The sequence below is a fragment of the Actinosynnema sp. NPDC002837 genome (genome assembly GCF_040295345.1).
In the GTDB taxonomy this organism is placed as follows: Bacteria; Actinomycetota; Actinomycetes; order Mycobacteriales; family Pseudonocardiaceae; genus Actinosynnema.
This window is the reverse complement of record NZ_JBEOVG010000092.1, coordinates 11394-36819: the sequence shown is the minus strand read 5'-3', so window position 1 is coordinate 36819 and position 25426 is coordinate 11394. Positions and strand designations below refer to the sequence as shown.

The following is a 25426-nucleotide window of genomic DNA, read 5'->3' as shown; positions in this document are numbered from 1 at the left end:
GCCGAAGTCCTCCGGGGCGGCGCCAACGACCTCGGCGGCACCCTCATGGAAGAGACCATCAGCCGCATGGCCGGCTCCGAACACGGCTCCGCCCGCACCGCCACCCAGCTCCACGCCACCGCGGCCCTCGCCGGTCGCCCGGCCCGGCAGCGCACCACGACCTACGGCCGAGTGGATCACCCGGCACCGGCGATCGGCGGCGCGCCGACCGGCAACACCGCAACTCGGAAGATGCCGGTGTGACCGCCACCGAACACGATCGGCGGAGGCCGAAAGCGGAACGGTTCCGGGTGGCCCCCTCGTCGGGGGCGCCGAGGGGAACGCGGGGGAGACCATGACCAGTACGACCACACCGGACACGGGTCGGGCGCGCAACGAGGAAGTCAGGGTGCGGGAGGTGCTCGACGGCATCGTGCGCGCGTGGGCGGGCAAGGACGCGGACGCGTTCGCCGACGCCTACACCAAGAACGCCAGGATGATCCTGTCGGACAACCGGTTCCTGCGGGGCCGCGAGGTGATCCGGAACGCGGTGACCGAGCAGTTCGCCGCCGCGGACCGGGGGACCACGCTGGTGCAGGACGTGGTGGACCTGCGGTTCCTGCAACCGGGCGTCGCGTTGGTGATCACCGAGGGCGGCGACCTCTCGCCCGACGACGCCGAGTCGGCGACCGGATCCGTCCGCGCCACCTGGGTGCTGGCCAACGGCCTGGACGGCTGGCGGATCGCCGCCTACCAGAACACGCCGATCCCCGACGAGACACGGCCCGGTGGCTGACCGGGGGAGGCGCGGCGCGGTGGACCTCGTGGTCCCGGTGAAGGGGTTGGCGCGGGCGAAGACCAGGCTGGCCGACGTGGCCGCGGACCCGGTCGCGCGCGCGGCCCTGGCGCTCGCGTTCGCCCTGGACACCCTGACCGCGGTCACGGCCGCGGCGGGAGTGCGCCGGGTGCTGGTGGTCACGTCCGACCCGGCCGTGGTGGAGGAGGTGGCCGCGCTGGGCGTCGAGTCGTCCCCCGACCCCGGCGCCGGGTTGAACGCGGCGGTCCGCGCGGGCGCCGGGGTGCTGCGGCGTCGGGACCCGAGCGCGGCGGTCGGCGTGCTGCACGCCGACCTCCCGGCGCTGCGACCCGCCGAGCTGTCCTCGGCCATCGCGAGCGCGGACGGGCGCCGCGCCTTCTGCGCCGACCGCCCGGGCACCGGGACGACGCTGCTGCTGGCCGCGCCCGGCACGGACCTGAACCCCCGGCTGGGCGTCGGATCGGCCCACGCGCACGAGGTCGGCGGCGCGGTGGCGTTGACCGGTGACTGGCCCTCGCTGCGGTGCGACGTCGACACGGGGGAAGACCTGAGCATCGCGACCGCCCTGGGCCTGGGCCCGCACAGCGCGACCCTGGTCGCGGCCGAACGCTGAGGTCGCGCACGCCGGGTGCGGGGGCTCGCGACCGGTGTGGTGGCGGGGTACGGTCGGCGTCCCGATCGCGGACGTGGAGGGCTGGGCGATGCTTGCGCAGGTTCGAACCGGGGCGTTCACCGCGATCGACCGCCGCGACGGGGCGCACGCGGGCCCGGAGAGCGACGACGTCTGATGCTGCCGGTCGACGACCTCGGCGAGCCGGTCCCGCTGCCCGGCCCGCCCACCCGCGTGGTGAGTCTGGTGCCTTCGCTGACGGAGGCCCTCGTCACCGACGCGGTCGACCCCGCTGTCCTCATCGGTGCCACGGACTACTGCACGCACCCGCCCGACCTCGACGTCACCCGGGTGGGCGGCTCGAAGTACCCGGTGGTGGACCGGGTGCTCGCGTTGCGGCCGGACCTGGTGCTGGCCAACAGCGAGGAGAACCGCCCCGAGGACGTGGAACGGCTGCGTGCCGACGGCATCCCGGTGTGGGTCACCGCCGCACCCGCCACCGTCCCCGCCGCGCTGGGCTCGCTGCGCCGCCTGCTCGGCACGGCGTGGGACGTGGAGCCGGACTGGCTGGTCGAGGCGGAGCGGCTGTGGCGCGAGGTGACGCCGCCGTGGACGCGGGCCGTGGTCCCGGTGTGGCGCAAGCCGTGGGTCGTGCTCGGCCGCGACACGTTCGCCGGCGACGTCCTGCTGCGCCTGGGCGTGGTCAACGCCTTCGCCGACCACCCCGAGCGCTACCCGCGCCCCGAGCTGCGCGAACTGCAGGACGCCGACCTCGTCGTGCTGCCCGACGAGCCGTACCTGTTCACCCCGGACGACGGCCCGCAGTTCTTCCCGGGCCTGCGCCCCGTCCACGTCTCGGGCCGCCACCTGACCTGGTACGGCCCGTCACTGGTGGACGCGCGCGCGTCGTTGGAGGCGGCGCTGCGCCCCTGACGGGCCGAGCGCCCGGGGCTACGGGCACACGGGCCCGTGCCAGGCCGCCTCCGGCAGCGCGCCGGGCTCCACCTCGGCCGGTCCGTTGCGCACCAACCGGCACAGCTCGGCCACCCACGGCGGCTCCTCGGCCACCACCTCGACCGACGACGCGTCCTGGCCGAACCACGCGGGCACGCCCCAGAACCGGTTGCGCTGCCACCGCCGGGTGAGCAGCCCGGGTCCGGTGAAGTCGGGTGACAGCTCGACCAGCACCTCGTCGGCGTCGGCGCCGAACCGCAGGCCGACGACGTTGAACCGCTGGTCCGTCAAGGGCAGCCGGTCCACCCGCGCCCGCGTGTCCAGGTCCCACACCTCGACGCCCTGCCCCCAGTAGAGCGCCAGGTACCGGCCGCCGGGGTCGATCGCGGGCCGCGCGAAGCTCCCGTCCGCGAAGTCCAGGCTGCCGGGCGCGATGTCGGCGTCGGACAGGTAGGCGCCGTCCGCGAGCCGGTACCGCCGCCAGCGCTCCTCGGAACCGGGCACCTCGACCATCAGCTCGTCGCGCACGGGGTTGTGCACCAGGCTGAAGTCCGACCCGTCGAACACGTTCCCGTCGAGCCGGTAGGGCCCGGCTACCTGTCGGCGGTCCGGCAGGTCCCAGACGCTCACCGCGTCGTTGTGCACGACCAGCGCGCGCCGGTGGTCCAGGAACCGCACGGCGGTTACCCCGGTGGAAGACGAGGCGGACAGGTGCGGCGCGGTGAACTCGCCCAGCGGCGCCAGGTCCGGCAGCCGCCACACCCGCACGGTCGGGTCGCCGGCCACCGACGTGGTCAGCACCCGGTGGTCCGGTGAGGCGGCCAGCCAGACCCCCGAGCCCGTCCGGTCCGCCGACCGCGCGGGCACGACGGCAGACCGTGCCGCGACGAGCTCACCCGTGCCGGTGTCCCACACCTCGACCTCGTCGGAGTTGGACACCTGCACCCGGTGCCCCGGGATCGGCAGCACCGGGCCCGAGGAGTACGGGTAGTGGTCGTAGTACCGCGACCGCTCCCACCCGGTCATCGGCGGCAGCCGCAGCACCAGCGCCGAACCGGAGGCGATGAGCACCACCCGGTGCCCACCGTCCTCGTCGGACAGCAGCCGGACGGGCCGGAAGCCCGCGGGCACCTCGGCGTGCCGCGTCGGCTCGCCGTCGCGGAGCACCGTGACGCTCTGCTCACCGGACACCGCGAGCCACCGCCGGTCACCGCCGAACACCACCTCGTGCTCGCAGTCCGGCGTGGTCTGCGCGGCGTGCAGCGCGCCGGTGAGCACGCCACGCGCGCGCCACTGCCCGTCGCACTCCAGGTACACCGGCTCGGACACACCCACGTCGGCCACCCGCGCGCCGGCGGGCACGGCGAGCGGACGTGACCCGGCCGGCGACAACGCCGTGGTCACCGCACCGGTCACGACCACCAGCTCGCCGGTGTCCAGCACGGCGACGGGTCGCGGGTGGTCGCTGAGCCCGGCGAACCCCGGGTCGCCCGGCGAGCCGGCGAACCGCCCGTCGACGGACACCGGGTCGGCGCCGGCGAGGTCGACCACCCGGTAGTCGGAGCTCGGCGGGTCGGCCAGGATGAACGCGGCCAGCCACCGCCCGGTCGGGTCGGCCACCAGCCGGTTGCCGAACCCCTCGATCCGCCGCGTGATCTCCCCGGTCCGCGCGTCCCACACGACGGTTCGCGGACCGGCGCGTGCGACCACGAAGTCGTCGCCGAGCCAGGTCGGCTCGTACGCGCCCAGCTCGTCGGACTCGCGCAACCCGACCGGAACGGCGGGCACGCGGGTGACGTCCCAGGAGGTCAGCCGCCGGTCCTCGGCGATCGTGACGATGCGCGTGCCGGAGCGGTTGACGTGCTTGGCGTCGGACACGCCGTCCAGCAGCAGTTCGGCGTGCCGCAACCCGGCGTACGCGGTGTGCAAGGCGTTCCGCGTCGCCATCGAGTCGTGCGTGCGGTAGGCGCGCAAGGCCAGCAGCAACCCGTTCCGGTCACCGCTGTAGGCGCCGCGCCGCAACAACGTGTCGGCCGCGCCGACCGCGCGGTTCTCGGCGTCGACGGCACGGGTGCGGACCACGATCACGCCCACCGCCACGAGCATCAGCACCACCAGCTCGACCACCGCGACCCGCCAGAAGGCCCGCCGGACCGAGGCCCGCCGCCCGGCGGCGACGAACTCCCGTTGCGCCGGCTGGAAGTCCGGCTCGCGGTCGCGCAGCTCGTGCCGTGCCCGCCGCAGCGCGCTGCCCCTGGGCAGCAACGCCCGTTCCCGCGTCCGCGACCACCTGGTGACGTCGCGGTCCAGCTCGTCCTGCCACGTCCGGAAGTCGCGGTCCTCCTCGGCCCACGTCCGCAGCCGGTCCCACCGCCGGATCAGCGTCTCGTGCGCCAGCTCCACGGTCCGGCCGTCGCTGGTGGCCAACCGGGTGGCCGCGAGCGCCTTGGCCGACGACGGGTCGGCCAGGTCGTCCAGCCGCAGCACGCGCCGCACGAACCGGTCCGGCTCGACCGGGCTCACGAGCTGCACCAGCAGCCGCCGCACGTCCTCCTCGGGGCCGATCGTGCGCCAGACGCGTTCGGCGTAGTCCGCGACCGCGCCCGGCACGCCACCCAGCGCCTGGTACGCGTCGTGGGTGAGCACGCCGCGTTCCTGCTGCTCCCACAACAACGTGAGGGTGAACTGGAGCAGCGGCAGCGGGTTGCGCTCGTGCGCGACGTCGTCCAGCAGCACCCGCACCAGCCCTTCCTGGTACACGGGCATCCCGACGCGGTCCAGCGGCCGTTCGACCATCTCGCGCAGGTTGTCGTCGGAGGTGGTGACCAGGACCAGGTGCTCGGCGAGCACGCCGAGCCGACGGTCGGACAGCAAGGCGTCCAACGCCCGCGTGCCGACGGTGAGCACCACGTGCCGCCGAGGCCCGCGCAGGGCGAGCAGCGCGGCGAGCAGGTCCGGGGTCTCGGCCGGGAACCGCGCCAGCGCCTCGTCCACCTGGTCGGCGACCAGCAGCACCCGCTCGTGGCCGTGGCGGCCGGACCACCGGTCGACCGCGTCGGCCAAGCCCTCGGCGGTCAGCTCCTCGACGTCGAGCGCGGCCGCTGCCGCCTGCCAGGGCGTGCTGCCGGAAGCGGGCCGGAACACGACCGAGCCCGGCCGCCGGGGCACCACACCGGCCAGCACCAGCGACGACTTGCCCGCGCCCGACTGGCCGGTGACGACCGCGAGGCCGGCGCCGTCCAGCCGCGCCAGCACGTCGTCCACCAGCCGGTCGCGGCCGAAGAACCACTCCGCGTCGTCCGGCTGGAACGCGTCCAAGCCCCGGAACGGCGACGGTTGTGGCCGGGCCAGTTCCGGCAGGCTCTCGTGCAACGCGGCGGCGCCGAGGGCGTAGGCGGTGCGGCGTTCCGGGCGGCTCTCCACCTCGACGGTCATGCCGATCACCGCGCCGGTGTCGACGTCGATGACCGGGCCGCCGCTGAAGCCCCGGCTCATCGGCACGCCGTGCGCCCGGTCGTCCTCCACCTGGAGCTTGCCCTGGGCGCTGCGGCCGACGACCGTGCCGGTCGACCACACGCCGTCGGGCCTCCGGTGGGGCACGCCGAACGCCCGCACCCGCCGTCCCCGCACGTCCGGCAGGTCGACCAGGCTCACCGGCCGCACGTCCGGCGGCGCCGCGGCCGGCCGGAGCCCCGCCACGTCCCGCTCGACGTCGAGGTGCACCACCTCCGCCACCACCCGGTCGGGCCCGACCAGCGGGAAGTCGACCTCCATCCCGGGGCCGACGACGTGCGCGCAGGTGAGCACGAGGTCCGGCGCGACCAGGAACCCCGCGCCGACAGGCGTGCCGTCGCGGAGGACGCGGGCGGTGAAGCGGTCCATCAACCGCGGAACCGGTCGGTCGCCGCGAGCAGCGCGCGCAGGATGCCCGGCTCGTCGAACGCGTGCCCGGCGTCCGGCACCACCACCAGCTCCGACCCCGGCCACGCCCGGTGCAGGTCCCAGGCCGTCACGGCGGGCGTGGCCAGGTCGTAGCGGCCCTGCACGATCACGCCCGGGATGCCCGCGAGCTTCCCCGCGTCACGCAGCAGCTGCCCCTCCGCCAACCACCCGCCGTGCCGGAAGTAGTGGTTCTCGATCCGCGCGAACGCCAGCGCGTACCGGGGCTGCGCGAACGTCTCCACCAACTCCGGCCGGGGCAGCAGCGTGACCGTCGACCCCTCCCACACGCTCCACGCCACCGCCGCCGGTTCGCGCACGGCCGGGTCCGGGTCGTTCAGCAGCCGCCCGTAGGTCTCGATCACGTCCGCGCCCTCGGGCACGCGTGACACGACGTCCTCCCACGGCTCCGGGAACAGGAACCCCGCGCCGCCGCCGTAGTACCAGTCGAGTTCCTTGCGCCGCAACGTGAAGATGCCCCGAAGCACCAGCTCGGTCACCCGCTCCGGGTGCGTCTGGGCGTACGCCAGCGCCAGGGTCGACCCCCACGACCCGCCGAACACCTGCCACCGGTCGACGCCGAGGTGCTCGCGGACCTGCTCCAGGTCGGACACGAGGTGCCAGGTGGTGTTGTCCGACAGGTCCGTGCCGTGCTCGGACGCGTGCGGCAGGGACCGGCCGCAGCCCCGCTGGTCGATCAGCACGATCCGGTACGCGGCCGGGTCGAACAGCCTGCGGTGCACGGGCGCGCAACCGCCGCCAGGCCCGCCGTGCAGGAACACCACGGGCTTGCCGTACGGGTTGCCGCACACCTCCCAGTAGACGCGGTTGCCGTCGCCGACGTCGAGCAGGCCCTGGTCGTAGGGTTCGATCTCGGGGTACATGGGGCCCACTCTGCCCGAGAGCGCCGTCGAGTGGATCACCCGGTGATGTCCACGTCGCCGGTCAGCGAGCCGGTCTGCAGCACGTGCCCGGCCAGCGTGCCGCCCTCGGTGACGGTGACCGTGTTGACGGTGTTGTTGACGATCTCCCGCGCCTGCGCGGAGTGCGCGTGGCGGGCGAACGCCGACGTGATCATGCCGATGGTGCGCCGCCACGGGCTGTGAGCGCCGGCCGGCGGCCCCGCGTCGCTGGACACCATGGCGGACCGCCCCGTGCCGAACCCGAGTGGTGCATTCCGCCGTGATCGTGGCACAGGCATTCCGGTCACGGCCCGCACAAATCGTGGCCCGCACCACTTCGGAAATCGCCGGGCGAGGTAGTCCGCAGCCGAGCTGTTCCGCCTCACCGCGCATTCGCCGGCGCCGCGTGGAAATGCACGTGGTCGCCGTGCCGGCCGGAGCCCGCACGGCGACCACGGTCACGAGATCAGTGGAAGGTGTGCTCCGGGCCGGGGAACTGGTGGCCCTTCACCTCGGCCGCGAACTGCTCCGCCGCCGACTTCATCACGCCCGCCACGTCGGCGTACCGCTTCACGAACCGCGGCGCGCGCCCGCGGCGCAGGCCCATCATGTCCTGCCAGACGAGCACCTGCGCGTCGGTGTCCGGTCCCGCGCCGATGCCGACGGTCGGGATCACCAGGTCGTGCGTGATCTGCTTGGCGACCTCGCTGGTCACCATCTCCAAGACCACCGCGAACGCGCCCGCGGCCTCGACGGCGTGCGCGTCCTCGACCACCGAGTCGAACGCGTCGTTGCGGCCCTGCACCCGGTAGCCACCGAGCTGGTGCTCGCTCTGCGGGGTGAACCCGATGTGCGCCATGACCGGGATACCCGCCCGCACGATGGCCTCGATGTGCGGTGCGAAGTGCTTCCCGCCTTCGAGCTTCACCGCGTGCGCGCGGCCTTCCTTCATGAACCGCACGGCCGTCGCCACGGCCTGCTCGACCGACACCTGGTAGGAGCCGAACGGCAGGTCGGCCACGACCAGCGACCGCTTCACCGACCGGGTCACGCCCCGGACCAGCGGGATCAGCTCGTCCACGGTCACCGGCAGCGACGTGTCGTAGCCGTAGACGTTGTTGGACGCGGAGTCGCCGACCAGCAGCACCGGGATGCCCGCCTCGTCGAAGAGCTCCGCGGTGTACATGTCGTAGGCGGTGAGCATGGGCCACGGCTCGCCGCGTTCCTTCAGCTCCCGCAGGTGGTGGATGCGCACCTTCTTGCCGGTGGGGGCGCTGCCCGCCCCGTTGCCGTAAGGCGCGGTTACCTCTGTCGAGGTCATCGTCGACCGTCCTCCCTCGGGGCCGGCTTCGTCGCTGGTCCCCGGGACCTTGTTGCACGGTTACCCGACCAGCGTGACACCGACGCCGGGGTAATTGCGCGTAGTGCGAGACGCTTCACATGGTCCGTCCGCCACATCGCGCACGACGCCGGACGGGAGTACCGTGCCCCCTCCGCCGCGCCCCTCCCGCTCACCCGCCGCGCAACGCCGCGAGCACCGCCAACGCCACCGCGTCCGGCCGGTCGACCGGCACCATGTGCCGACTGCCCGGCACCCGCACGGCACGCCCGGTCGGGGCCGACGCGGCCAGCGCCACGTGCGCCGCGCACTCCCGCCGACCCGCCGTGAGCACGGTGAACGGCACCGGCGGCAACGGCCGGAACGCCCGCAACCGCTCCACCGCGGCCACCTGCGCCGGGTAGGACGCCAACTCCTCCAGCACGGCCCGCGTCACCGACGGCCGCCCGTACACCGACCGCACCACCGCGGGCGAGGCCGGATCACGCCGGCCGAGCGTCGACCCGCGCACCACCCACCGCCGCAGCCGCAACCCCTGGGCGGCCACGACCGGGTCCAGCCCCGCCCGCAGCACCCACCGCGCCACCAGCGCCGACAGGTCGAACGGCCGCCCGCCGCCCGGCGCCTCCGGATCGGGGTCCACCAGGACCACCCCGCGCACCCGACCCGGCCGCAGCCGCGCCCACGCCTCCACGTGCAGCGCGGCCATCGAGTGCCCCACCAGCACCGCCGACGGCTCTCCGGCCAGCACGGCGTCCAGCACGGCCACCTCACGGGCCAGCGTCGCGGGCGCGAGCGCGGGCCCGGACCACCCCGTGCCCGGCCGGTCGAACACCAGCACGCGCGCGTCCGGCAGCAACGCCACCACCGCGTCCCAGTCGAACCAGGCGCCGCCCAGCGCCGAGCTGAGCACCACCGCCGGCCCGTCGACACGCCCGGATGACCGCAGGTGCACGCGACCCGCGAGGGAGGCGACCATGGTGGACAACCGGAACCTCCTTGGAGCGTGTCGTGGCGGTGGCCAGGTGGAAGTGGCGGACGGCGGGAGTGGTCGCGACCGTCGTCCAGGTGGCGGCCGCGGCGTCGCTCCTGCTGTTCCTGATCGACGAGGAGTCCGACCTCGCCAGGGGCATTCTCCGGGTCTCGTACCTGCTGGGCCTACCCGTCGAGGCGAACCTGTTCATCGCCCTGGTGCTGGTGGTGCTCGGCGCGGCCCTGCGCAGGCGCAAGAGAGCCGCGCTGTGGACGTTGCTGCTGTTCCAGGTGCTCAACGCGGGCGTCGTGCTGCTCCTCATCATCCGCTACTGGATCGACCCGGGACCGTTCCTCGGCCCCGACGAGCCGCCGGACCGGTTGGGGGTGACCGTCGACCTCGGCAGCTTCGTCGTCGTCACGGTCGCGGTCATCGTGCTGCTGCTGGCGGTCAGGGACGCGTTCCCGGCCGAGCTGGCCGCCGGCGCCTGGCAGCGGACGCTCGTCGTCCTCGTCGGCGGGATCCTGGTGCTGTCCCTGCTCGGCTGGGGCCTGACCGAGCTGTTCCCGGGGCACCTGCACGGCACGTGGCACAAGCTGGGCTGGGCGGCCAACCAGATCACCGGCGAGGTGCTGCCCCAACGCCGCGGCGGCGAGGGCCCGCCGTGGCTGGGCGTCCTGCTGGGGTTCGGCGGGATGCTCGTCGCGATCGCCGCGCTGCGGGTGTTCTTCCGCGGCGTGCGGTCGAGCCGGTCCCTGGACGACGCCGAGGAGCTGGCCGTGCGGCGGCTGCTGGCCGCGCACGGCGAGCCGGACTCGCTCGGCTACTTCGCCACCCGCCGCGACAAGAGCGTGGTGTTCGCCCCGAACGGCCGCGCCGCGCTCACCTACCGCGTCCTCGCCGGCACCACGCTGGCCGGCGGCGACCCCGTGGGTGACGAGGAGGCGTGGCCGCAGGCGGTGCAGGCGTGGCTGGCCGAGGCGCGGCGGTACGGCTGGCTGCCCGGCGTGCTCGGCGCGAGCGAACGCGGCGCGCACGTCTACGCGGCGGCGGGCCTGAAGGCGTTGGAGATCGGCGACGAGGCCGTGCTGGACGTGCGCGAGTTCACCCTGACCGGTCCCGAGCGCCGGGCCGTGCGGCAGGCCGTGAGCCGGGTGGCGCGCGCCGGGCACACCGCCCGCGTCCGGCGGCACGCCGACATACCGGCCGACGAGCTGGCCGCCATCCTCGACCTGGCCGAGCGGTGGCGCGGCGCGCAGACCGAGCGCGGGTTCTCCATGGCGCTGGGCAGGCTGGGCGACCCGACCGACGGCCGGTGCGTGATGGTCGAGGCCTACGACGCGCACGGCGAGCTGCGCGGCCTGCTGTCGTTCGTGCCGTGGGGCAGGCGGGGGCTGTCGCTGGACCTGATGCGCCGCGACCGCGCCGCCGAGAACGGCCTGAACGAGTTCATGGTGGCCGAGCTGGTGGCCGCCGCCGCCCGGCTCGGCGTCGAGCGGGTGTCGCTGAACTTCGCCATGTTCCGCGCGGTGTTCGAGGAAGGCGGGCGGATCGGCGCGGGACCGGTGCTGCGGACGTGGCGCGCGGTGCTGAGCCTCGCGTCCCGGTTCTTCCAGCTGGAATCGCTGTACCGGTCCAACGCCAAGTACGGCCCGGAGTGGCTGCCCCGCTACCTGTGCTTCACCCGTGCCCGCCACCTGCCCCGCGTGAGCGTCGCGGCCGGCGTCGCCGAGGGGTTCGTGCCGAGCCTGAGGTCGTTGGTCAAGCGGGGGTCCTCGCGCGCGCTGGCCCACGGAACCGTCGACACGGGCTTCGCCGCGGCCGTCGCCGAGATCGACGCGATCGAGGTCGAGCCGCCACCGCCGCGCCGCCCGGAGCAGGTCCGCGTCCGCCTCGCCAAGCTGGACCGGCTGCGTGCCGCCGGCATCGACCCGTACCCGGTGGGCTACCCGCGTGAGCACTCCCTGGCCCAGGCGCGGCAGCTCCTCGGCGAGACCGTCTCGGTGACCGGCCGGGTCGTGGCGCTGCGCGAGCTCGGCGGCCTGTGCTTCGCCCGCGTCCGCGACTTCACCGGCGAGCTCCAGCTCATGCTCGACGCCCGGCGCGTGGACCTGGTGGCGTGGAAGGCGGGCGTCGACCTCGGCGACCACGTCGGCGTGCGCGGCGAGGTGGTTTACTCGCGGCGGGGCGAGCTGTCCGTGCTGGCCGACGAGTGGACCGTGACCGCGAAGTGCCTGCACCCGTTGCCGGACAAGCGGAAGGGCCTGTCCGGCCCGGAGGCCCGGGTCCGCAGGCGGTACCTCGACCTGGCGGTGAACCCCGACTCGGCCCGGATGCTGCGGCTGCGCAGCGACGTCGTGCGCGGCATCCGCGACTTCCTGCACGACCGCGACTACCTCGAAGTCGAGACGCCGATGCTCCAGACCGTGCACGGCGGCGCGAACGCCCGGCCGTTCGTCACCCACATCAACGCCTACGACATGCGCATGTACCTGCGCATCGCGCCCGAGCTGTACCTGAAGCGGCTGTGCGTGGCGGGCGTGGACCGGGTCTTCGAGCTGAACCGCAACTTCCGCAACGAGGGCGCGGACGCCTCGCACAACCCCGAGTTCACCATGCTGGAGGCCTACCAGTCCTACGCCGACTACACGACGATGCGGCACCTCGTGCGGGAACTCGTGCAGCGCGCCGCCGTCGCCGCGCACGGCCGCCCGATCGCCGTCCGCGACGGCGAGGAGGTGGACCTCTCGGGGGAGTGGCCCGTCATCCCGGTCTACACCGCCGTCTCCGCGGCGCTGTCGACGACCGTCACCCCGGACACCCCGGTGCCCGAGCTGCGCTCGCTGCTGGCGGCCCACGGCCTCGAACCGGCCGACGAAGCCGACCACGGCGCGCTGGTGCAGCAGGCGTACGACGGGCTGGTGGAGCCGGACACCGTCGAGCCCACCTTCTACACCGACTTCCCGACCTCGGTCTCGCCCCTGACCCGGCCGCACCGCGCCGATCCCCGCCTGGCCGAACGCTGGGACCTGGTCGCGTTCGGCGCGGAGATCGGCACGGCCTACTCGGAGCTGACCGACCCGCTGGAGCAGCGCCGCAGGCTCCGGGCGCAGTCGTTGCGGGCGGCCAGCGGCGACGTCGAGGCGATGGAGCTGGACGAGGACTTCCTCGACGCCCTGGAGCACGGGATGCCGCCCACCGGCGGGCTCGGGATGGGCGTGGACCGGGTGCTGATGATGCTCACCGGCGCCTCGATCCGGCAGACCGTGCTGTTCCCGTTCGTCAGGCCCGTCTCGTGAGCAGGCCCGCCCGCGCCCGGACGTCCGCCGTGGCGGCGTCGAGCTCGGCCGGGTCGGCGATCGTGGTGTTGCCCTCGTAGGTGACGCCGTCCGGCACGGCGTCGCTGCCGACCGGGTCGGCGTCCCAGAAGTTGCCCCGGTAGACGACGTGCTCCAACGGCGGGTAGACGTGCAGGACCGACGTGTTGTCCGCGCGGGCGACCACGTTCCCCTCCACCGTCACCCACGTGGCGCCGTAGTCGGTGTAGAGGCCGAAGTTGTACGGCGTGCGCGTGTCCTCGATGACGTTCCCGCTGATCACGGCCCCGTTCTCGGGTGAGTCGCCCTGCCGCCCGGACAGGTAGACCCCGCCGCCGTCGGCCAGCACGCCCATGGCGCCGGTCACCAGGTTGCGCGTGATGCGGGTGCCGCCGCGCGCCGGGTTGGCCACGATGCCGTTGTGCGGCACGTCGCGCACGTGGTTGTGCGCGACCGTGCAGTCCTCGGTGTCGTGGAACGTGATGCCGGCCGACCCGGAGTGGTCCAGCCCGACGTGCGCGATGAGGTTGTCCTCCACCAACGCCTTCCTGGTGCCCGTGATCGAGATCGCGGACGCGGCGAGGGTGTCGAAGTCGCAGCCGCGCACGACGAGGTCCGCGCCGCCGGTCGCGCCCAGCCCGGTCGTGCCGAGCCTGGTGAACCGGCAGCCCTCGAACCGCACACCGGACGTGCCGTCGAGCCGTACGCAGGCGGGGATCTCCTCGTGCTCCTCGGGCACGGTCAGCCACGCGCCCTCGGCCGGCTCCACCTTCCCGATCCGGCCGCCGTCGTAGTAGCCGTTCGAGTGGTAGTGCAGGAAACCCCGGTCGCTGCCCGGCCGCAGCCACGTCGTGTCGGCGAACACCACGCCCCGGAACGCCACGTCCCGCACGCCGGTGGCGCGCACCAGCACCTCCAACGCGGGCGCGACCACGTGCGGCTCCTCGTCCGGGCGGGGGAGGTAGTGCAGGACGTGCTCGCCGGGGTGTGAGCGGTCCAGCGCGAACGTGCCCTCGGTCAGGAACGCCGGGTCGTTCTCCACCCGGGTCGGCGCCGGGGGACCGGACATCACCTGGCCGAACCACTCCGAGTTGTAGAGGTCCACGGCCCAGCCGAACCCGGGCTGCGCCATGGTGATCTCACCGTCGGCGGTGGCGGACGCGACCGCCGTGCGCGCCTCCGTCCACGGGTAGACGCCCCGGTGCACGAACTCGACGCCGGACGGGTTGCGCCAGGCCGGCGGGTGGTCGGTGACGTAGCCGGTCGCCGTGCGGCGGACCGTGCCGGGCAGCCCGTCCACGCCGGCGCGCTCGACCCGCCGCCCGTTCACCACCAGGTGGCGGGTGACCAGGTCGCCGACCTCGGCCACCCACACGCCGTCCGGCCCCCGTCGCCCGGCGACCTCCCGGCCGCCGCTCAGGACGGCCTCCTCCCGCGCGTCGGTGCCGAAGCCGAACGCCTGGTAGACGACGCCGGAGTCCTCCTCGGTCAGCTCGAACGGCTCGGTCAGCACGTGCGTGCCGGCCCTGAGGTGAACGGTCACGTCGCCTCCCGCCGCACGCGCGGCTCGTCGCGCGTGCTCCAGTGTGCGGAACGGGTCGGCGGCCGTGCCCGCGGCGGAGTCGTCCCCGGTGGGTGAGACGTGGAAATCGGTCATGAACAGTCCCCAAGGTGTTTATGGCGTAAACCATAAGTTGTATATCATGGAGGCGTGATGGCGAAAGCGGGCGATCCCGACCGCTCGGTCGAGCTGCTGTGGGACGGGCGGGGAGGGCTAAGCCTGGAGGCGATCGTGGGCGCGGCGGTCGAGGTGGCCGACGCCGACGGCTTGACCGGGCTGTCCATGCGCAAGGTCGCCGAACGGCTCGGCTTCACCACCATGTCCCTGTACCGCCACGTGCCCGGCCGTGACCACCTGGTCGACCTGATGCGCGACGCCGTGCACGGCGACCCGCTGCCGTCGGCGGACGGCGGCTGGCGGCCGGCTCTGGAGGCGTTCGCGCGGCACAGCTGGGAGCTGCGCGAACGGCACCCGTGGCTGGCCGAGCTCCCCGCTCGGTACGTGCCGGGGCCCAACGCGCTCGCCCACTACGAGCACGCGTTGAGCATCCTCGCGGACACCGGTCTCACGCCGGCCGAGGTGGTCGCGGCGGTCGGCCTGGTCGCCCGCTTCGTGGACGCCGAGGCGTCCGCCCTGGTCGAGGCCGCGCGGGCGGAGCGCGGCACCGGGGTGAGCGACGAGGAGTGGTGGGGTGCGCGGGACGCGTTGTTCGCCCGCTTCGACCGCTACCCGACGTTGACCCGGCTGTGGGAGACCGGCGGCTTCGACCAGCTGGACCCCTTCGGGTTCGGCTTGGCCCGGGTGCTCGACGGCATCGAGCTGCTGATCCGTCAGCGTGATGTAAAGCGTGATGAAACCTGTCGGGTTTGTGGTCAACCGGTGGTGCAACCGGCGTCCGGGCGGCCCCGCGCGTACTGCTCTCGGGCGTGCCAGCAACGCGCGTACCGGGGCCGCCGGTCGAGCTGAGCCGCCCACCGACTCCCGTCGACGGGCGGCTCGGACCATCAGGCCTGCACGGTCGGCAGCACCACCAGCTGCCGGAGGTTCACGTTCGCCGGTCGGCTGGTCGCGAACCCGACCACGTCGCCGATGTCGGCCGGGTTCAGCGGCGGCACGTCCTCCCGCCACTGCGCCAGGTGCGCCGCCACATCCGGGTTGTCGATGTGGTCGGCCAGCTCGCTGTGCACCAGGCCCGGCTCGATGTTCGTCACCCGCACGCCCAGCGGGCCCAGCTCCGTGCGCAGGTTCGCCGACAGGTGCGTGACGGCGGCCTTGGTGGCGGTGTAGACGGCGTAGTTGGGGAACGTGAGGTGCGCGCCGATCGACGAGATGTTCACCAGGTCGGCGGTGCCGGTCGCACCCGCCTCGACCAGGTCCGCGGTGAACGCCTTGGTCACGTTCAGCAGGCCCTTGACGTTCGTGTCGATCATCCGGTGCCACTCGTCGTCCCGGCCCTCGGTGAGGGGGTTCGCGAGCATCACGCCCGCGTTGTTCACCACCAGGTCGACCCGGCCGAAGGCGGTGTGGACCGCCGCCACGGCGTCGGTGAGGTCACCGGTGACGTCGGCGGCCACGGCGAGCGCCTGCCCGCCCTCGGCGGCGATCTTGTCGGCCAGGTCGGTGAGCCGGTCCGCGCGGCGGGCCAGCAGCGCGACCTTCGCCCCGGACCGGGCGAGGACGAGCGCGATCTCGGCGCCGATGCCACTCGCGGCACCGGTGACAACGGCAGTGCGGTTGTTCAGGTCGTAGGTCATGGCGACAACATTGGACCTGGTCACCGCGGGTACCAGAGGCTCTGGTCAGCCTGTGGGACCGCGTTCCCTAGGTCTGGCAGTACCCAGGCTCGGCACGCGGCAGGCGGCCATACTGGGTGGGTGAACCACGACCTGGGCGAATTCCTCCGCAGCCGCCGGGCTCGCGTCCGCCCGGACGACGTCGGCCTGCCCGGTGGCGGTCGACGGCGCGTGCCGGGCCTGCGCCGCGAGGAGCTGGCGATGCTGGCCGGCGTCAGCGTGGACTACTACATGCGCCTCGAACAGGGCCGCACGCCCGCCGTCTCCGACTCGGTGCTGGACGCCGTCGCCCGCGTGCTGCGCCTGGACGAGACCGAACGCGCCCACCTGCGCAACCTCGTCCGCCCGGCGCCGGCCAAGCGGCCCGCGCCCCAACGCGTCCGACCGGGCCTGCGGCGGTTGCTGGAGATGGCCGTCGACGTGCCCGCGTTCGTGATGGGCCGGCGTTCGGACATCCTCGCCTGGAACCCCCTGGCCGACGCCCTCTACGGCTTCGGCGACCTGCCGCCGGAGGACCGCAACTCGGCCAGGCACACGTTCCTGCGCCCGGAATCCCGCACGTTCTACCGCGACTGGCCCACCGTCGCCGCCGACATGGTGGCGTTCCTCAGGCTGGACGCGGGCCGCTACCCGGACGACGCCAGGGTCGCGGCGTTGGTGGGTGAGCTGTCGGTGAAGGACGAGACGTTCCGCAAGCTGTGGGCGCAGCACAAGGTGCTGGAGAAGACCCACGGCACCAAGCTCATCCACCACCCCGTGGTCGGCGACCTGGACCTCGACTACGAGACCCTGCAACCGACCGGCGACCCGGACATCGTGCTCGCGGTCTACACCGCTCGCGTGGGTTCACCGACCGAGGAGCGCCTCAAGCTCCTGGCGAGCTGGTCCGCAGCGCCTTCAGGAACGCCCTCAGGGCAGCAGGCCTGACCTCCAACACGGGCCCGTCCACGTTCTTCGAGTCCCGCACCGCGTCCAGCCCGGCCCGCACCTCGACGCAGCTCCCGCCGCTGTTCCCGCTGTAGCTGCTCTTCCGCCAGGTCATACCTCAACGCTATCAAGCAGGTCCGTGGCCGAGACCGCCAGAAGTTCCTGGAAAACCCCCTCGTAGTGGGAGATCCGGCTCTCCTCGTCGACGAACAGGCCGTCCGTCAACGTCTCGACGTACACGGTCTTCCGCAGGTCGCCGGGTGGCGTGAGGATCTCGAACGGGAAGTACAGCGCGCTGGTCAGGCCGACGCTGTCCGGGATGACCCGCACGGTCACGTGAGGCAGCTCGGCCAACCTCTTCAGGTGCCGCAACTGCTCGAACCGGGTCTCCGGCGATCCCACCGGGGCCCGCAGCACCGACTGCCTGATCACGAGGACGTACTCGGGTGGGTGGGGCCCTGCCAACCTCCGCTGTCTGGCCAACCGCGCCTGCACCAGGCTTTCGACCTCGTGGGGCCGCAGCGCCGGGTTGGTCTCGATCACCGCGCGGGCGTAGGCCTCGGTCTGCGCCAACCCGTGCAGCAGATCCGGCCGGTACGCCTCGATGCGCCGCGCGGTTTCCTCGGTGTTGAAGTACTTCCGGAGCCGGTCCGGGATGGCCGCGCCCCAAGGCGTCTTGGGACGGCGCTTGCGCGCCTCCTCCCCGAGGTGCACCAGATCGGCGCGCTCTTCCTCCGCCACCCCGAGGAGGTCGAGCAGAGCCACCAGTTCCAGCGGCGCGATCGAGTGGTCGCCGCGCAGGATCTTGCCGACCTTCGACTCCGAGCAGCCCAACGTTGCCTGGATGTCGGCCTTGGTCACACCTCTGCGGCGCATCAGCTCGCGCAGGCGGTGGGCGAGGCCGACGCGGTAGTCGACCGGGCTGCGGTCGTTGCTGGTCATGGGGTCTCCTCGGGCCTTGATCGCCGACAGTCTGCCGCAGCGGTCTCGCGCCGTCGGGTCACCTGATCAGGTGTCTAGTCAATCCGACCAGTCGGGTTTACCGTTCCGTTTATGACCAGTGATGAGCGTGAGTGGGTGGCGGAGGAGGCTCCGCGCCTGTTCGCCGTGGTGGAGCGCGAGCCGGAGTTCCAGGTGGCCGCCTGGGGGTTGGCGTTCGAGGAGAGCGCCCAAGTCGTGTCCGAGGACGGCAGCCTCCGCATGAGCCTGCAAGGTCCGGAGAGCTGCCTGCACCTGTTCAAGGGCGCCGAGCTGCTCTGGATCTGAGTCCGACAAATAATCTTGTCAAGACAGTCAAAGTTGTCTTAGGCTGGCCGCACACCGACGAACGGGAGCAGGCCATGTCCTTCCAGGCGTACCTCGACACCATCGAGCGCAAGACCGGCAAGACCCCCGCCGAACTGCTGGCCGAGGCGGGCGACCGCGGCTACGGCGCGACGACCAAGGCGGGCGTCGTCCTCGAATGGCTGAAGGACGACTACGACCTGGGCCGCGGTCACGGCATGGCGCTCTACCACGTGCTCAAGAACGGCACGGGAATCAGCGACAAGCACGTCGGTGGCACCGGCGCCCACCGGGACGCCTCCGCCACCCTGCGGATCGACGGCCTCGCCAACCGTTGATCCGCAGCGCGGCTCCGGTCAGGGACGTCCGGGGCGCTAGCCCAAGCGGCGCACCACGTGCATCTGGTGCTCGGTCTCGATGTCGTAGAGGTTGCGGATCTCCAACCCCTGCTTCCGGTGCGTCGCCGAGTTGATCAGCAACGGGGTGAGGCCGGAGTAGATGCCGTACCCGCCGGGCGCCAGCAGGTCCGCGTACATCCGGGCGAAGCGCCGCGGGGTCTCCGGGTCGTCGCCGATCTGGTTGTTGAGCAGGCCGCCCGAGTTGATGACGAAGTCGGCCGCCTTGAGGCCGATGTCGCCCAGCATGGCCCCGGCGTCGTGGCCGTACTCGAACATGTCCCGCACGAGGGCCGTCGTCCTGGCGAACGGGTGGGTGTCGGCGAGCGTCGCGAAGCGCTCCTCCGCCACGGCGATGTCGTCCTCGCTGTAGTCGACCACCACGTACCTCACCCGCAGGTCACCCTCGGGGCGTGCCCCGCCCAGCTCCCTGATGATCCGTTCGGCCAGGTCGCCGTTGCCGCCCGCGATGTCCAGGACGGTGATCGCGTCGCGGTCCGCTGGCACCAGGCTGATCAGGTACTGGGCGATCTTCGGGTGGACCTCGGCGTAGTAGGTCCGGCGGTTGCCGCCCTTGTCGATGCGCCAGTCGGCGGCCTTGCCCTGCCAGTGCGCGTCACCGGCGAGGGTCGGCGCCATGTGGCTGGTGTCGTACTCGACCTGGTCGCCCGCGTACAGGCGGCGCTGGCTGACGAGGTTGCCGACGAAGTTCCCGCCGACCTGCGCGTGCGAGGTCCCGTCGGCGAGCACGACCCGCCCGCCGGTCACCGTCTTCTGCGTGAGCTTCGGGTCGAGCACGCCCTCCACCAGCACGACCGGGACGCCGCCGAGGTCGAACTCGGAGCCCCTGGTGTCCACGCGCAGGATCTTGTGGTTCGGGCCGAGCGAGCCCGACCAGTCGGCCTCGGCCAGCGGCGCGAACGCGCTGCCTGCCAGGTTCTGCCGGAGCGAGGCCAGCGCCGCGGCCGCTTGGCCTCCGGGGAGCTGCGGGGGCACGCCGCGGCCGTCGACCACCCGGAACTTGAACAGCTCGGACACCTTCTTGTCGGTGCCGGCGAAGAGGGCGTCGGTGATGGACGGCACGTTGACCAGCAGCTTGGTGCGCTGGGCGATGACGTTCTCCATGGCCTGCTTGCGCAGCTCCATCAGGTGCGGCTCGCCGGGTGCCCCGGCACCGGTCGGCGCGGGGTTCTCGACCAGGAGCTCGGTGTACTCGCACGTGTAGGAGTAGGCGATCCAGGCCAGCGCGACGTCCGGGTCGTCCTTGGTGCTCCGCGCCTGCGCCTCGACGCCGTCGAACAGCCTGCCCAGGCGCGCGCGCTGCCCGACGTGCGAGACGTTCAGCAGTTCCATGGTCGCGCGGTGCTCGGTCAGCAGCTGGACGTGCACGCCGCGGCGGAGCACGGCGGAAATGCGGTCGAAAACCCCCGCCAGGTTTCCGAGCTGCATGTCCTCGAGTTCGTGCCCTGGTCCGGTCATGATTCGTTCCTCCCCCTTGTCGGCACGATCAGACCAGCCCGTCGAACCACTTGGCGATCTCGTCGGCCAGGTGCGCCCTGATCCAGGCGAGCATTTCCGCGTCGTTCGACTCGTTCAGGTGCGGGATGCTCGCCGAGGTGATTTTCGCGGACCAGCCGGCAACGCCCTGCCAGGCGTTCACCGACTGCATCGGGAAGCACTGGAGCGGAACGCACAACGCGGCGTCCGGCGCCGGGCCGAGGCCGTCGGCGAGCACTTGCGCGGTCACGGTGCCGACCGGCGGGAAGAACGTCTGACCGTCATCGCTGCCGTGCCCGATGGTGATGACGATCAAGTACTTGGGCGTCGGTCGCGGAACGGGGACGGTAATCGACTTCGGCGCGGTCGAGAACTGATAGGGCCGCGCACCGTCCGGTAGCGGAACCTCGTCCGGCAGGTGGACGAGCGCGTCGTCCGGCGGCACGCAGAAGGTGATCCGGTCCTCGACGAACTCCGCCAGCACCCGCTGCACCTCGACCATGGCCTCGGGGTGGATCACCTCCTGGTCGAGGACCTGGTGCGGCACGCGGCTGGGGACGCCGTCGGCGACCAAACCGGCGAGTTCCTCCGTCTTGGCGTGGTTGGTCCGCAACTCCTTGTCGACCTCGACGTACTTCCGGCGAAATCGGGTGACGTAGTTCTGCGACACCTTGCCGCCGGCCCAGACGACGATTGCGCCCGTTTCGCCGATGATCTCCGTGCGCCTTCCGTCGTACTCCAGTTCGGCGTCGTTGAGGAGGGTGAACCTCCTGATCAAAGCCGGATCCGAGGTGCGGTGCGCCACGCGTTCGTTGACGAGTTCGACCAGCAGTAGATTCATGGGTGACCGCGGGAGGTTCGTTATGTAGACCTCCCGGTCCCGCAGTTTGTCGCGTAATCCGGCTAAATCCGCTTCGGTGGCGTCGGCCACGCCGTCGACCGTCATGCTTCCCCCTCGCAAGTGTGACGGCGAGCTTAGCCCTGAACGGCGGCACCCGACGTGAGATCACACGGTCGGCCTATGAGGAAACCGCAAAAAGTGGAAAGGCGCGGAAAAGTGTGGACCGCTCAGGAACAACGCGTCCCCTCGGGCGGCAGCTTCACCTCGATCAGGTACGCGTGCCCGGCGTCGTCCACGCACTCGTTGCCGTGGAAGTAGACGGTGTGCTGGTTGCCCTCGAACGTCAGCAGCCCGCCGCCCAACTCCTTCGCCAGGTTGGCACCCGCCTCGTACGGCGTCGCCGGGTCGCCCGTCGTCGAGATCACCAGCACCGGGGGCAGCCCGGACACCGGCTTGTGCTCCTGCACGCTCGGCGGCACGGGCCAGAACGCGCACGCGTCCAGCGCCGCGCCCGCCGGCTGGCCGTCGTCCAGGAACGGCGCGGCCTCCTTGTACCGCCGCGCCACGTCGTTGAGCACGTTCTTGTCCGTCACCCGGGGCTCGTCCACGCACTTCACCGCGACGAACGCGTCCGTGATCGTGGAGTAGCGCCCTTCCTTGTCGCGGTCGAAGTAGTTGTCCGCCAACAACATCAGCACGTCACCGCGGTTGTTCTTCAACTCCGTCAACCCGGAGTTCAGCGGCGCCCACAGCTCCTCCGAGTACATCGCCTGGATCGCGCCGGTGATCGCGTCGTTGTACGACAGCTTCCGCTCGCCCACCGCCACCGGCCGCTGCACCAGCGGCAGCGTCAGGTCCCGGAACGCCTGGTTCGCCTTCGCCGGATCCGTGCCCAGCGCGCAGTCCTGCCGCGTCGCGCACCACGCGGCGAACGCGTCGAACGCCTTCTGGAACCCGGCGCCCTGCGCGATCAGCGACTCGACCTGGTTCTGCGTCGGGTCGACCGCGCCGTCCAGCACGAGCGCCCGCACGTTGCCCGGGAACGCCTGCGCGTACGCCGCGCCGATGTGCGTGCCGTACGAGTAGCCCAGGTAGGTCAGCTTCTCGTCGCCGAGCGCGGACCGCATGACGTCCAGGTCGCGCACGACGTCCCGCGTGCCGACGTTGGCCAGCACGTCGGCGCCCGTCACCGCGGCGCACTTCTCCGCGTACGCCTTGTTCTCCGCCTCGGTCTGCGCCAGGCCCGCCGGTGACGTGTCGACGTCGTTGTCGAGCCGGTCGGCGTCCCGCTCGGCGTCGGTCAGGCACTTGACCTGCGGCTCGCTCGCCCCGATGCCACGCGGGTCGAACCCGATCAGGTCGAACCGCTCACCCACCGGCGACGACTTGACCTGCGAGCCCATGCCCGCCGCCGCGGCCATGCCGGACGCTCCCGGACCGCCCGGGTTCATCACGAGCGAGCCGATCCGGTCACCGGTCGCGGGCTGCCGCAGCAGGCCGATCTTGATCGTGCGGCCCTCGGGCTTGCCGTAGTCGAGCGGCACCTCCAAGCGGGCGCACTCGAGCGACTTCTTGTTCTTGAACAGCGACGTCGTCGTCCCGGTCGTCGCGTACGGCGCGCAGTCCTCCCAGCCCAACTGCTGGCCGTAGAACCGCTCGAGCCCCGCGGGCACGACCCCGGCCGGTCCTCTTTTCTCCAGCGCGGTCCCCGCCGTGGGCGACCCGGGCAGCACGCTCGTGCACGAGGCGAGGAGCGGGAGGGCGAGGAACAGCATCATCGGACGGCGCACGTCTTCGATCGTAGGTGTGACACGTCCGCCACAACGCGCGCCTTGGCTGCTCCGAGTGAGCGAGAATGCCCCCATGCCACAGCTCCGACTCGCCCTCGCCCAGGTCAACGCCTGTGTCGGCGACCTGGCGGGCAACACCGAACTTGTCGTCGAGTGGTCCCGCAAGGCCGTGGAGGCGGGCGCCCACCTCGCGGTCTTCCCCGAGATGGCGCTGACCGGGTACCCGGTCGAGGACCTGGCGCTGCGCGTGTCGTTCGCCGAGGCGTCCAAGGAGGCCCTGACCGCGCTCGCGGCCAGGCTGGACGACGCGGGGTGCGGTGAGCTGGCGGTGTTCGTCGGCTACCTCGACCGCGACGAGCGCGGCATGCGCAACGCCGCCGCCGTGCTGCACCGGGGCGAGGTGGTGGCCCGGCAGCACAAGCACCACCTGCCGAACTACGGCGTGTTCGACGAACGCCGGTACTTCACCCCCGGCGACACGCTCGACGTCGTGCGCGTGCACGGCGTCGAGGTCGGCATGGTGATCTGCGAGGACCTATGGCAGGACGGCGGGCCGATCGCCGCCCTGGGGGAGGCGGGCGTGGACCTCGTGGTCTCGCCGAACGCCTCGCCGTACGAGCGGAAGAAGGACGACGCGCGGCTGCCGCTCGTGGCCCGGCGCGCGGTCGAGGCGGGCGCGCCCCTCGCGTACGTGAACCTGATCGGCGGGCAGGACGAGCTGGTGTTCGACGGTGACACGATGGTGGTGTCCGCGGACGGCTCGCTGATCACCCGTGCGCCCCAGTTCGTGGAGCACCTGGTCGTGCTGGACCTCGACCTCCCCGGCGGCGCGCCCCGCACGGAAGGTGGTTACGGCGGGTTTATGGTCCACCGCCGATCCTTGTCCCATGACCCCCTCCCGGCCTACGACCCGCTACCCGTGCCGCAGCCCGCCGAACCGCTGTCCGACGAGGCCGAGGTGTGGCACGCGCTCGTCACCGGCCTGCGCGACTACGTCCACAAGAACGGCTTCCGCTCGGTCGTCCTCGGGCTGTCGGGCGGCATCGACTCGGCGGTGGTGGCCGCGCTGTCGGTGGACGCCCTCGGCGCCGACCACGTCTACGGCGTGTCCATGCCGTCGGTTTACTCGTCGGACCACTCGAAGTCCGACGCCTACGACCTCGCCCAGCGCACCGGCTGCCACTACTCGGAGCAGCCGATCGCGGACATGGTCGGCGTCTTCGTCGACCAGCTCGGGCTGACCGGGCTGGCGGAGGAGAACGTCCAGGCGCGGTGCCGCGGCGTCACGTTGATGGGGTTGTCGAACCAGCACGGTCACCTGGTGCTGGCCACCGGCAACAAGACCGAGCTGGCCGTCGGCTACTCGACCATCTACGGCGACGCGGTCGGCGGGTTCGCGCCGATCAAGGACGTGCTCAAGACGCTGGTGTGGGACCTGGCGCGGTGGCGCAACGCGCAGGCGGAGAAGCTGGGCGAGCTGCCGCCGATCCCGGAGAACTCGATCAGCAAGCCGCCGTCGGCCGAGCTGCGTCCCGGCCAAGTCGACGCCGACTCGCTGCCGGACTACGAGCTGCTCGACTCGGTGCTGGACGACTACGTGGAGGGCGACAAGGGCTACCGCGACCTCATCGCCATGGGGTTCTCGCACGAACTGGTCGACAAGGTGCTGCGCATGGTCGACAAGGCGGAGTACAAGCGCCGCCAGTACCCGCCGGGCACCAAGATCACGTTCAAGGCCTTCGGGCGCGACCGCAGGCTGCCCATCACCAGCGGCTGGCGCGAGGGCTGACCGGACCGGTCACGCGGTGGCGGCCGTGCCGGTGGGCGCGGTCGCCTTCGCGGTCTTCGGCGTGCGATCGGCGCCGACCGCGCCCGCGATGGCCATCGCGCCGAGGACGATCAGCACGATGGCGAGCAGCCAGGCCAGCGCGATCAGGCTCGCCACCGGCCAGACGAGCACCACGATCCCGCCGATCGCGGTGACGGCCCCGGAGAACACCGCCCAGCCGCTCCGGCCGAACCCGTGGAAGATCTCGGCCACCCCGCCGACCACCCAGGTCGCGCCGAGCAGCAGCGCCAGCACCGCGAGGGTCTGGAACGGCGCGCGCAGGCACAGGATGCCCGCGACCAGCGCCAACAACCCGGCCACCGCCAACAGCCACCGCTGTCGTCCCGTCTCGTCCGCGGTGAAGGAGGCGGCGAGCCAGAAGATCCCGGTGACGAGCATCTCCACCCCGAACAACACCGCCGCCGTCAGCAGCGTGAGGCCGGGCCAGAGCAGGACGGCCAGCCCGATCAACAACGTGATCACCCCAAAGGCGATCCACAACCCCCGCCCACGCCCGCCCTGCGCCTCCGCGCGCCGCCCCCGACCCTCGGCGTCCGCCTCAGCCCGTCGCCCCTGACCGCCGGTGTCCGCCTCAGCCCGTCGCCCCTGACCGCCGGTGTCCGCCTCAGCCCGTCGCCCCTGACCGCCGGTGTCCGCCTCAGCCCGTCGCCCCTGACCGC

The 25426-nt window shown here is 72.5% G+C and carries 23 protein-coding genes; 10 read left to right on the top strand and 13 right to left on the bottom strand.

What is annotated here, in order from left to right; translation table 11 throughout:
* From ABTZ99_RS37335 to ABTZ99_RS37320, 4 genes are all read left to right on the top strand, one after another.
* A partial coding sequence (locus tag ABTZ99_RS37335; RefSeq protein ID WP_499617877.1) for a hypothetical protein occupies nt 1-243 on the top strand: 243 nt, incomplete at its 5' end.
* Nucleotides 244-334: 91 nt separating this feature from the next.
* Nucleotides 335-775: an SgcJ/EcaC family oxidoreductase gene (locus ABTZ99_RS37330; protein ID WP_498774592.1), complete on the top strand. Its 441-nt coding sequence runs from the start codon at nt 335-337 to the stop codon at nt 773-775.
* A 19-nt stretch (nt 776-794) separates the two neighbouring features.
* Nucleotides 795-1409 (top strand): 2-phospho-L-lactate guanylyltransferase, encoded by a 615-nt coding sequence (gene cofC, locus ABTZ99_RS37325; RefSeq protein WP_498774594.1) that lies wholly within the window; start codon nt 795-797, stop codon nt 1407-1409.
* Nucleotides 1410-1583: 174 nt separating this feature from the next.
* Nucleotides 1584-2339, top strand: coding sequence for a helical backbone metal receptor (locus ABTZ99_RS37320; protein WP_498774596.1), 756 nt, complete (start codon nt 1584-1586; stop codon nt 2337-2339).
* Between the two features lie 18 nt (nt 2340-2357).
* Here ABTZ99_RS37320 and ABTZ99_RS37315 read toward each other — a convergent pair whose 3' ends face one another.
* The 5 genes from ABTZ99_RS37315 to ABTZ99_RS37295 form a co-directional block, all read right to left on the bottom strand.
* Entirely contained in the window at nt 2358-6242 is a 3885-nt protein-coding gene (locus ABTZ99_RS37315; RefSeq protein ID WP_499617876.1) for an nSTAND1 domain-containing NTPase, read from the bottom strand.
* The gene (gene pip / locus ABTZ99_RS37310; protein WP_498774600.1) at nt 6242-7183 is read right to left on the bottom strand and encodes a prolyl aminopeptidase; all 942 of its coding nucleotides are present in this window, start codon (nt 7181-7183) and stop codon (nt 6242-6244) included. Before pip ends, ABTZ99_RS37315 begins: the two co-directional genes overlap by 1 nt.
* 35 nt (nt 7184-7218) lie before the next feature.
* Nucleotides 7219-7440: a hypothetical protein gene (locus ABTZ99_RS37305; RefSeq protein WP_499617875.1), complete on the bottom strand. Its 222-nt coding sequence runs from the start codon at nt 7438-7440 to the stop codon at nt 7219-7221.
* 227 nt (nt 7441-7667) lie between these two features.
* Nucleotides 7668-8522: a 3-methyl-2-oxobutanoate hydroxymethyltransferase gene (gene panB, locus ABTZ99_RS37300; RefSeq protein WP_053721535.1), complete on the bottom strand. Its 855-nt coding sequence runs from the start codon at nt 8520-8522 to the stop codon at nt 7668-7670.
* A gap of 190 nt (nt 8523-8712) precedes the next feature.
* Entirely contained in the window at nt 8713-9519 is an 807-nt protein-coding gene (locus ABTZ99_RS37295) for an alpha/beta fold hydrolase (protein WP_499617878.1), read from the bottom strand.
* A 32-nt stretch (nt 9520-9551) separates the two neighbouring features.
* Between ABTZ99_RS37295 and lysX the strand changes: the two genes are divergently transcribed.
* Nucleotides 9552-12812 (top strand): bifunctional lysylphosphatidylglycerol synthetase/lysine--tRNA ligase LysX, encoded by a 3261-nt coding sequence (gene lysX / locus ABTZ99_RS37290; protein ID WP_499617874.1) that lies wholly within the window; start codon nt 9552-9554, stop codon nt 12810-12812.
* Here the strand turns inward: lysX and ABTZ99_RS37285 are convergent.
* Entirely contained in the window at nt 12796-14487 is a 1692-nt protein-coding gene (locus ABTZ99_RS37285; RefSeq protein ID WP_499617873.1) for a right-handed parallel beta-helix repeat-containing protein, read from the bottom strand. The genes lysX and ABTZ99_RS37285 overlap by 17 nt on opposite strands.
* A 57-nt stretch (nt 14488-14544) precedes the next feature.
* On the opposite strand from ABTZ99_RS37285, the gene ABTZ99_RS37280 reads away from it, so the two are divergent.
* Nucleotides 14545-15357 (top strand): TetR/AcrR family transcriptional regulator, encoded by an 813-nt coding sequence (locus ABTZ99_RS37280; protein ID WP_498774656.1) that lies wholly within the window; start codon nt 14545-14547, stop codon nt 15355-15357.
* Between the two features lie 38 nt (nt 15358-15395).
* On the opposite strand, the gene ABTZ99_RS37275 is transcribed toward ABTZ99_RS37280, so the two are convergent.
* Nucleotides 15396-16145 carry an SDR family oxidoreductase gene (locus tag ABTZ99_RS37275; protein WP_499617872.1) on the bottom strand — a complete coding sequence of 250 codons (750 nt, stop codon included), beginning with the start codon at nt 16143-16145 and terminating at the stop codon, nt 15396-15398.
* Nucleotides 16146-16265: 120 nt separating this feature from the next.
* Between ABTZ99_RS37275 and ABTZ99_RS37270 the strand changes: the two genes are divergently transcribed.
* A complete protein-coding gene (locus tag ABTZ99_RS37270) occupies nt 16266-17111 on the top strand; it encodes a helix-turn-helix transcriptional regulator (RefSeq protein WP_499617871.1) in 846 nt (281 codons plus the stop codon).
* Here ABTZ99_RS37270 and ABTZ99_RS37265 read toward each other — a convergent pair.
* Nucleotides 17050-17226, bottom strand: a complete 177-nt coding sequence (locus ABTZ99_RS37265) for a DUF397 domain-containing protein (RefSeq protein ID WP_499617870.1) — start codon at nt 17224-17226, stop codon at nt 17050-17052. The two genes, ABTZ99_RS37270 and ABTZ99_RS37265, sit on opposite strands and share 62 nt — an antisense overlap.
* On the bottom strand, nt 17223-18053 hold the full coding sequence (locus ABTZ99_RS37260) for a helix-turn-helix domain-containing protein (protein ID WP_499617869.1): 831 nt from the start codon (nt 18051-18053) through the stop codon (nt 17223-17225). Before ABTZ99_RS37260 ends, ABTZ99_RS37265 begins: the two co-directional genes overlap by 4 nt.
* Nucleotides 18054-18164: 111 nt before the next feature.
* On the opposite strand from ABTZ99_RS37260, the gene ABTZ99_RS37255 reads away from it, so the two are divergent.
* Together ABTZ99_RS37255 and ABTZ99_RS37250 are read left to right on the top strand one after the other, a co-directional pair.
* The gene (locus tag ABTZ99_RS37255) at nt 18165-18377 is read left to right on the top strand and encodes a hypothetical protein (protein WP_498774618.1); all 213 of its coding nucleotides are present in this window, start codon (nt 18165-18167) and stop codon (nt 18375-18377) included.
* A gap of 74 nt (nt 18378-18451) precedes the next feature.
* Complete coding sequence (locus ABTZ99_RS37250; RefSeq protein WP_499617868.1) at nt 18452-18733, top strand: DUF4287 domain-containing protein; 282 nt, start codon at nt 18452-18454, stop codon at nt 18731-18733.
* A 36-nt stretch (nt 18734-18769) separates the two neighbouring features.
* On the opposite strand, the gene ABTZ99_RS37245 is transcribed toward ABTZ99_RS37250, so the two are convergent.
* The 3 genes from ABTZ99_RS37245 to ABTZ99_RS37235 all read right to left on the bottom strand — a co-directional run bounded on the left by ABTZ99_RS37245 (nt 18770) and on the right by ABTZ99_RS37235 (nt 22903).
* Nucleotides 18770-20269 carry a class I SAM-dependent methyltransferase gene (locus tag ABTZ99_RS37245; RefSeq protein WP_499617867.1) on the bottom strand — a complete coding sequence of 500 codons (1500 nt, stop codon included), beginning with the start codon at nt 20267-20269 and terminating at the stop codon, nt 18770-18772.
* Between the two features lie 28 nt (nt 20270-20297).
* Entirely contained in the window at nt 20298-21218 is a 921-nt protein-coding gene (locus ABTZ99_RS37240) for a hypothetical protein (RefSeq protein ID WP_499617866.1), read from the bottom strand.
* Between the two features lie 137 nt (nt 21219-21355).
* Nucleotides 21356-22903, bottom strand: coding sequence for an alpha/beta hydrolase (locus tag ABTZ99_RS37235; protein WP_498774658.1), 1548 nt, complete (start codon nt 22901-22903; stop codon nt 21356-21358).
* Between the two features lie 88 nt (nt 22904-22991).
* Here ABTZ99_RS37235 and ABTZ99_RS37230 point away from each other — a divergent pair, with 88 nt between their 5' ends.
* On the top strand, nt 22992-24707 hold the full coding sequence (locus tag ABTZ99_RS37230; protein ID WP_498774626.1) for an NAD+ synthase: 1716 nt from the start codon (nt 22992-22994) through the stop codon (nt 24705-24707).
* 9 nt (nt 24708-24716) lie between these two features.
* Here the strand turns inward: ABTZ99_RS37230 and ABTZ99_RS37225 are convergent, their stop codons facing one another.
* Nucleotides 24717-25229 carry an HdeD family acid-resistance protein gene (locus ABTZ99_RS37225; protein ID WP_498774628.1) on the bottom strand — a complete coding sequence of 171 codons (513 nt, stop codon included), beginning with the start codon at nt 25227-25229 and terminating at the stop codon, nt 24717-24719.
* Nucleotides 25230-25426: the final 197 nt, after the last annotated feature.